Origin of the sequence: Alteromonas sp. 14N.309.X.WAT.G.H12 (assembly GCF_036697315.1) — a bacterium.
Lineage (GTDB): Bacteria > Pseudomonadota > Gammaproteobacteria > Enterobacterales > Alteromonadaceae > Alteromonas.
Genome location: NZ_JBAHZB010000129.1, coordinates 1 through 8,708 on the forward strand (window position 1 = coordinate 1; position 8,708 = coordinate 8,708).

At 46.1% G+C, this 8,708-nt stretch carries 7 protein-coding genes and 1 tRNA gene; 4 read left to right on the forward strand and 4 right to left on the reverse strand.

Going from position 1 to position 8,708, the window contains the following annotated elements:
• From V5298_RS18490 to V5298_RS18505, 4 genes are all read left to right on the forward strand, one after another.
• Nucleotides 1-77, forward strand: a tRNA-Trp gene (locus V5298_RS18490).
• Nucleotides 78-129: 52 nt separating this feature from the next.
• On the forward strand, nt 130-603 hold the full coding sequence (locus V5298_RS18495) for a hypothetical protein (protein WP_332932907.1): 474 nt from the start codon (nt 130-132) through the stop codon (nt 601-603).
• Between the two features lie 7 nt (nt 604-610).
• Complete coding sequence (gene rimI / locus V5298_RS18500) at nt 611-1,057, forward strand: ribosomal protein S18-alanine N-acetyltransferase (protein ID WP_332932908.1); 447 nt, start codon at nt 611-613, stop codon at nt 1,055-1,057.
• Nucleotides 1,058-1,099: 42 nt separating this feature from the next.
• On the forward strand, nt 1,100-2,185 hold the full coding sequence (locus V5298_RS18505; protein ID WP_332932909.1) for an alpha-hydroxy acid oxidase: 1,086 nt from the start codon (nt 1,100-1,102) through the stop codon (nt 2,183-2,185).
• Between the two features lie 7 nt (nt 2,186-2,192).
• On the opposite strand, the gene V5298_RS18510 is transcribed toward V5298_RS18505, so the two are convergent.
• From V5298_RS18510 to V5298_RS18525, 4 genes are all read right to left on the reverse strand, one after another.
• Nucleotides 2,193-2,873, reverse strand: coding sequence for a Fe2+-dependent dioxygenase (locus tag V5298_RS18510; RefSeq protein WP_332932910.1), 681 nt, complete (start codon nt 2,871-2,873; stop codon nt 2,193-2,195).
• A 62-nt stretch (nt 2,874-2,935) separates the two neighbouring features.
• Complete coding sequence (locus tag V5298_RS18515) at nt 2,936-5,182, reverse strand: TonB-dependent siderophore receptor (RefSeq protein WP_332932911.1); 2,247 nt, start codon at nt 5,180-5,182, stop codon at nt 2,936-2,938.
• A gap of 193 nt (nt 5,183-5,375) precedes the next feature.
• Nucleotides 5,376-7,727, reverse strand: coding sequence for a beta-galactosidase (locus V5298_RS18520; protein WP_332932912.1), 2,352 nt, complete (start codon nt 7,725-7,727; stop codon nt 5,376-5,378).
• A 222-nt stretch (nt 7,728-7,949) separates the two neighbouring features.
• Nucleotides 7,950-8,708: TonB-dependent receptor domain-containing protein (locus V5298_RS18525; RefSeq protein ID WP_332932913.1), on the reverse strand; the 759-nt coding region annotated here is incomplete at its 5' end.

Genomic DNA, 8,708 nt, shown 5'->3' on the forward strand with positions numbered 1-8,708 from the left:
AGGGGTGTAGTTCGAATTGGTAGAACAGCGGTCTCCAAAACCGATGGTTGGGGGTTCGAGTCCCTCCACCCCTGCCATTTCTTCCCTCGATAAGTTATACTTCTTGTCTCTTTCTTTACGTGAAAAATCATGGCACTAACGCTTACGGCTTATCAAATAGCAGTTCTCCAGCAAATGGATATTTGCGTATGGGCACGTCAGTCTGAAGTCAACACAGTACAGCCTGATACGGTGGATGCTGCCACCTCTGAAGGGCGGGCATCTGGGCAAGTAAACAAAAATGATCCCATCGCACAATTGCGGGCAGCCATTGGTGTTGATCCTTCGGCGAAAGGTACGGCCAGTGAGCCCGATTCCATGTCGTCAACGTCTGCTACACCAACACCTCCAGCGGAAAAGCCGCTAAATAAGGCTGCGTTGGGAAGCATCGCTACTGATATCGATTTGGCCATTGAATTTCTTGCCCCCCAAGCTAATTTAAAATGGATAAGCGGTGATAAATTGGGAGTCAGTCCCAGCCAAATTACATTTCCTGTAAATGCACCTATGTTAAGCGCAGCGCAAAAAAAAGCGTTGTGGCAACAACTTTGTACGGTATTTTAAGGCACACATGACAGTGATTATTCGCCCCTTATTGGATGAGCAGCTAGATCAAGCCTATTATCTTCATCAGTGTGCTACCTTTCAGCCTTGGTCCTTTTCAACCTTCTCTGATTGCTGCTCTTCCCCATATTCCTGCTTAGCTGCGGTTAAAAATAATCGGGTAATCGGGTATGCAATCATGTTGCATGTGGCCGGTGAAGTGACCTTGATGGACATTGCGGTTGCAGAAGAACAACGTGGTCATGGGGTAGGAAAGCAATTGCTGAATGCGGTGATTGATGCGTCTGTCAGCTTAAATGCTGAGGAAATCTGGCTGGAAGTACGGGCCGGAAATCACGGGGCCATCGCACTCTATCGTGGCGCTGATTTTAACGATATTGATATACGTCGGGATTATTACCCGTCCGCCAAGGGTCGTGAAGATGCCATAATGATGAGCAAACGGCTTGATTAGCTAGCATTTTATCTTAATTGTAAAGTAACAGAGTGAACCGTCATGCAGTCACCGCAAATCCCACCTGATATTGCCGCCTTAATTGATTATGAAAGATATGCCAAAGTAAATCTTAATGAGCAAGCATGGGCTTATATTTATGGCGGCTCTGGCGATGAAGTGTCGGCAAGACAGAATGAAACAGCCTACCGGCAAATTAAATTACTTAACCGCGTGCTAAAGGATGTCTCAAAAGGGCACACCAAGACCACCTTGTTAGGGCACACATTGGCTCACCCTATTATTTTGGCACCCGTTGCCTATCAAAAACTGGCCCATCCTGACGGTGAAATTGGCTCAGCATTGGCCGCAGAAGCACAAGATGGATTATTTGTGCTAAGTACCTTAGCCAGCACGTCCCTTGAACAGGTGGCGGGATCCAGTTCCGGGCAAAAATGGTTTCAGTTATATTTTCAGAGTCAAAAAGAGCACACCCTCGACCTTGTACGTCGCGCAGAAAAGGCCGGTTACAGTGCGTTGATGATTACCGTTGATGCGCCCATTAACGGGTTACGCAATCGCGAGCAACGGGCAGGGTTTTCTTTGCCGCCTGGAATTTGCGCTGAAAATTGTACCGAATATCAAGCTCAGTCTGCTGGCAATGAAGGTAAAAGTACGGTATTTCAAGGGTTAATGAAAACAGCGCCAACTTGGGATGACATTGCATGGATAGGCGATAACACCCGCCTTCCAATTATTATTAAAGGTATTATTAACCCCCAGGATGCGAAGGAAGCAAAAGCCCATAATGTGGCCGGCATCGTGATCTCAAATCATGGGGGTAGGACGCTGGATACCTTACCTTCACCCATTGATGTGTTACCGGCGATTCGTCATCAGGTGGGGCCAGATTTGCCGTTGCTAATAGACAGCGGGATCCGTCGTGGAACGGATATATTTAAAGCGTTGGCATTAGGCGCAAATGCAGTAATGATTGGGCGACCTGTGTTTTATGGCTTGGCCACTGCGGGGGCATTGGGTGTGGCCCATACCATCCGTTTATTACGAGATGAGCTGGAATTAACCATGGCACTATGCGGTTGCACTTCCCTTAACGATATTTCAGTCAACCATATTTGGCAAAAATAGCGGTCGTTTAGGTTTCTGACCACTGTCGTAGCAGGTTGTGATAAACGCCAGCCAGACGCACGAGTTCAGGGTGATCAGGGGTATCGATTGTGAGTGCCTGAATACTTTTATCCAAATCATAAAGAATACGTCTTTGCTCATCACTTCTTACCAGACTTTGTAACCAGAAAAAAGAAGCAAGTCTGCGTCCTCGGGTAACAGGCGTTACCTTGTGCAAGCTGGTAGAGGGATACAGCACCATATCGCCTGCTGCAAATTTCACCCGTTGTTCGCCATAGGTATCCTGAATAACAAGCTCACCGCCGTCATAGTCTTCTGGCTCAGAAAAGAACAAGGTCATTGACACATCAGTTCTTATTTTTACTGGGGTACCAGCAACACGTCGTATGGTGTTATCCACATGATAGTTGAATTCACCGCCGCCTTGATAACAATTAAACATGGGCGGATAGATTTTGTTGGGTAATGCGGCGGCCAATACCTCTTGAGACTGGCCTAATCGGGCGAGAATAAATTCCCCTAATTGTTTGCCGATTTCTGAATCTTCAGGTAACTGTAAATTGCGTTTTGCCTTTACCGCTTGATGGCCAGCGGTGACCGCACCGTCTACCCACTCGGCGGCTTCCAGCATGGCGATGGCTTCGGCAACTTGTTCTTTAGTAAAAAATTTTTCTATTTTAACTAGCATAGTTTACAGATGTTTGTTCGTTAAAAATAAGCCGGGCAGTGCCCGGCTATAGGTGGTTTACATTAGAAGTTATAGCTTGCATATACGGCGAAACTTCTAGGATCACCCGGTCTGAAGTGACCTTTCGCACTGAAGTCAGTAACGTACTCTTCATCGAACAGATTGTCGATATTAACTTGTACTTTCAGTGCTGGGGTGACTTGGTATGAGGCCATCAAAGAGGCGGTGGTATAAGCATCCACGGTGAAATAGGCGGTTTGTTGACGCCAATAGGTTTCACCGGAGTTGTAGTAAAGGCCGCCACCTAGGTTCAGCTTATCGTCCATGGCTGAGTAAGATAACCAAACGGTAGCTGTATCATCAGGCGCGGCTTGCAAACCGTTGCCCACTTCATCAGGATCCAGATCCTGGGTTGTTTCTGTATCCAGTTTGGCATAATTAGCAGAAATCGACAGATTGTCGGTCAGGTTACCCACCACGCCGATTTCAAAGCCTTTTGATTCCTGTTCACCAGTGAGATAGTAATAAGTGGAAGAATTCCCGTCATCATCAGTGATACTTTCCGAGTCCTCTACATCTTTGGTGGTTTTAAATATCGCCGCAGTTAATAGCAGATCGCCGTCAAAGAGTTCCCATTTAGTGCCTAATTCCATGGTTTCTGCATCTTGGGGATCCAGTGAGTTGCTATCTGCGCTGGTCGACAGGGCTAACTCGGTTCCTGGAGGTTCTTCTGAATTACCATAACTGACATAGATGCTGCCGTTCTCTGTGGGCATATAACTAAATGCGACCCCATACGAGAAGAAGGTGGCGTCAGCACTCAGACCGGTGGCACAGGTACCTCGGCTGCATGTTTCCCCTTCAATTTCATAGTCATCGAGTCTTGCATTGACGTCTAGTTGATACTGCTCGCCAATACTGATGCTATCAAAGGCATAAATCGCAATGGTATCAGCATCACCGACGGTATCCTCGCCATTGCGTACAACACTGCCAGAGACTTCGATGTTGTTTAATGGGTTGGTGGGATCAATATAAGGCGTATCGACAACCTCACCATCGACGGTGTAGGTATAGTCAGCGTCCAGTCCGTAGGAGGTGAGCTTTTCTTTGGCATATTCTGCACCAATCACAAGATTGTGAGCAATATTGTCCTGTTCAAAGGTAAATAAGCCATCGAATTGGGTGACGAACAAATCACTTTCTTCATCGAGAGACTGGATTTTAGTGGCATCCAATAAACCGGCTTCATCATCAGAGCCCCACCAAGGACGCCCAATCACAGATTTTTTATCATTTGAGCCGTAACGGGTTTGGCTGCGAAGGCTTAAGTTGTCATTTACTTTGTGATTCACCAACAAGGTAATCATGCCGGTATCAATGTCTTCATAATCTCGGCCATCCACACTGTAGTAATTACTCCAGTAGGAGGAATCGATAGGCCCTTCATCTAAACCAGATGCTTCAGCGGCATCTGCGGTAACGTAAGGCAAACCAAGGATGGGGGTATTATCCTGATCCATGTAGAAAACATCGAGAGTAACGTCAGTGTCCGGCGTTGCTTGATAGAAAAATGAGCCCGCAAGCCCCAGTGTTTCGTAATTTTCTCTACCGTTGTCAAACACATCGCCGCCATCGGAATATACCAGGTTAAAGCGGGCGGCTGTGTTGTCAGACAGTTGCTTGTTGACGTCAGCGGTTACCCGGCCGGTGTCGAAATTATCGTAGCGACCGGACACAGAACCGAAATCGTCCAACTGAGCACGTTTGGTACTAAGGTTAAGTGAACCTCCGCCATTGGTTCTGCCATCAATACTGCCGCTGGCGCCTTTAATCACTTCCACTTGATCATAATTGAACATATCGCGGCTGTAGCCACCGATATCACGGATCCCATCAATATAGATACTGGAACTGGCGTCAAAACCCCGAATGCTGACGCTGTCACTGGTGGTAACCGTACCACCACCACCTTCACCCCCGCCAAAGGTGGAGACACCGGCTACGTTTCGCAGCGCATCATTGAGGCTGGTTATGCCTTGATCTTCAAGCATGGTTGAGGGAATAACCGTAATGGTGCGCGGCGTGTCTGCGATGGGTTGGGTGAGTTTTACAGAAGAAGATTCATCAACTTTATAGGTTTTTTCAACGTCAGCCTTGGCTTTTGTGAGTTCAAGTTCACTTTGGGTTTCGGTGGCTTGATAAGGTTCGGCTAAGTCAGCAGCGATACCCGTCATGGGTAGAACTGAGGATACGGTAAGTGCGAGTGCACTAGTGGAAAGCGATGTACCAATTCGTTTTTTTTGCATTCTTAGTGTTTCCTTGATGATGTCAGTGTGTAAATACAGCTATGGGGATAGCGGTGGGTGACAATATAAAGGAAATGAATACAAATGCAAATAGTTCTTATTAAGTTTAAATTTGTGAAAGTATTCTTTATTAGGTCGTTAAACAGACGCTTCGTGGATTAACGAAGCGTCTTTATTTTATGTAAGCGTATTACTATTTAGGTAGTTTGTAGCTGCTGTTGTAGCGGGTGGGGTAGACAGTCGCGTTAAACTTTTTCGCGGCTTCCACCATCTCAGGATAGGGAATATCCGTACCGGAAACAAAACCCACATTATAGTTTTCACCATCAAATGCGCGACCGGAAATGGGGGAGTCTACATACTGAAACCAGTGTGCGCCCACCATGGTAGGATTGGCTAAAACACTGTGCATGTAGTCAAGATACATTTGTGCTCTGTCAGCTTGGTCGTCAGCCTGTACTAATCCGGGGTGATATAAGCCGTTTTCGCGGGTGGCACCGATATGGTATTCGCCAATAATGGACGGCAAATCGATATCTTGCAAAAACGCCCAAGCTTTTGGCTGTATGCCTTCTTCGTATATGTTGAAACTCAGTACATCGGAATATTTCACCGCCGCTTTAATGGTCTCTTTGGGCATCCCCCAGTTGGCCATTCTTACGCCCATATAAAGGTGATCGGGCATGGCTTTGGCCAATGCGTCATGCACCACTTTAAAGTACTGTTCTGATAACATCTCGAGCATATGGGATAAATCAGAGACCATTGGCTCAGAAAAGGTCGTTAAATTGACACCGTTCTCTATTGTACTCCAAGTAGCGAATTGGGTATTCCATGCCTGATTTAGTGCGTTAATTGAGTCATATTTGTTTTGCAGGTATTGGGTAAAGGCGGCTTTGGCAGGGCTCTGTGATGCATTTTTATTCATGGCATCCAGTATTAAGCCATAGCGATGTTCAACACTGCCTTCACTTAATCCCCAGCTTTTTTCGTTATCGATAAACACCCCTACACACCAGGGCGAGTTATGCACTTCGTTGGCAATGGTATCCACGGTAATTTGTGCTCGACGGGCAAATTCAGGGTCGAAGGAGTCCGGCATTGGTGCCCATACGTCATATTTCGAACTTAATGTTTTGTAGTCACCTATGATCCAACCGTTGGCAAAATACGGGACTTTTTCATTATCATAAAAGGCGGGATCGACCCAGTTACCCATAGAGGTGAAGCCCCAATTTTGAAAACGGGCCAATGTGACTTCTTCCCATTTTTTTATGTAGGATTCTGGGTACTGTTCGCCATAGCGACGTTGTAAATTCGCGCGATAAAAACTGTAGGTTTCACCTGATGTAACCGGGCCGGATAATACGGTTCTTCGATAGCTGTAATGGGCGGCTAGATCATCATCGTAGTCTGGTAACCAGGTGAACATGTCATGGCGAACTTTAGACGCGATATAACGGCTTTGTCTGACTTTATCAGATACTTTTACAATACCCATTGAGTCTTCAGGGGTGACGGCTTCAGGATCAATATAGCGTACCGAATCATCTTTAAAATCTACGCCGGTTAATGTGGTTAAATTAGCCATACGTACATTTGCCACACCATGGGAGAAAAAGAGATAGCCATCAGGGTCAACCATCCACCACTTTCCGTTGACTTTTTCTGTACGAAAATAGCCGGTTGCTTCAAGGCGAGGGCCATCTTTCCAGCCACCGAACCGTGAGCGATCCGGCATTAAGCCAGACTGGCGTAATTGGGCGAGTTCGTTATCTGCCGCTTGTTTAAGCTCTGCTTCCGAGTGGATTTTAATGGGAAATTCGATTTTAGCATTTTGACCAAACCGATCCACATAGCCTTTTCGATACGAGTCGTCATATTCGGGGTTGGCGCGTAGTCGTAGGTTATCAACCTGAATCGTTTTTTCTGTCAAATTTCCTTTTATAGATAGTGTGATCCCGGTGATCTCATGTAAATCAATGGTGGGCGAGCCATAGCGAAAATAGGCCATTTCATCACTACTTTGCCAGGGGGGAATACCGGATTTTTTAAATCCTAAATCCGTCTCAAGGGCTTTTCCTCCGAGCAAGAGGTAGTAAGTACCTTTTTCACCCGCTGCGATATTCATACTTTGATGGGTGACTTCACCTTTGCCATTGTGAATCGAAACATAAAGCTGTACCGATTCCTCACCCGTATTAATTGCATCAAACGCAAAGTTGACTTCCCGTTGTGCAGACCAATCCCAAGGCTGCTTTGGCGCAAGCGTCACTTTGGCTTCTTTGGGTTCAGGGGAAAAACGGATTGCCAGCGCATGGTGAGTTAATGAAGAGTTATCTATAATATTGCTTACTGCGCCATCCTCGGTGATGGATAAAGATTCAGTTTGTGCATCAAAATCGGCTACAGATTGTAAAGTGAGATTATCTGCATAAGTGGTACTGGTTTTTTCAGTGGATTTGTCGGTGCTGCAGGCTACCAGTGTTGATAGGGACAGGGCACAAAGTGCTGTTTTGACATATTCTGGCTTATCTAAAAGCATAGTGTGTTTCCTTTAATAACAGATAGTTAAAAGTCGATGCTGAAAAATGCATATTCCATACAGGCAGAAAAACAGGCCTATGGGTTTGTTTTCGTTGTTCATTAATGCAAGGGCTTGCCGTTAAAGGAGGAGCAGTGCATCCAGCCCTTACAGACTCGGGAAGGGATGGTATTCCCCTTTGATGAAGGCCACCGGTAGGTGGCCTTTTAGCTGGTTTTCGATTTAGAATCTTGCGCGGATACCCAGGTTGTAACGAGGTCCGTACTCTTCATAATCGATTAATTGATTTTCAAATCGACCGTCGCGACGGGTTGATTCGTCGGTAACATTGATCCCTTCAACGAATACCGAAACCGTGTCATTAATGTCGTAGCTAGCAGATACATCCACCTGTGAATAGGCTTCTGTAAACGTGGGCTCTACACCACCGCTAAGTAAGAAGTCATCTCGCCAGTTGTAAGCAATACGAACTTGGAAATCGTCCATTTCGTAAAAGCCCACAAGGTTAGCGGAATCACTTAGACCACCTAAGGCGAGGTCGTTGTCCAGACTGTGGATATCGTATTCATCGCTACTGTTAACATTGGTATAGTTGAAAATGGTACCAAAGCCCGTGTCACCAAACATATGCTGAATATTGAACTCCCAACCAAATACCTTGGTTGCATTCATGTTGGCAGGTGTAGACACAAGCCATACAATGGCCGGATCATCCGGTTGTGATGTACAGGCGCTAACTGGGTTTGTAACACTGCCTTCTGGACAATTTCCTCGTGGGTCAACACTGGGGTTGGTTAAAGGGCCGTTGGGTCCTTCAATAATGCGTTCTTCTTCACTAACGGCGATAAAGTTATCCACGGTTTTACGGAAATGACCTAATGAAACATAGCTGCCGTCGCCATAGTAATATTCCACGGATAAATCCAGGTTTTCTGATTCATAAGGCAATAGACCTGGGTTGCCCTGTGAGGCTTTAAATGG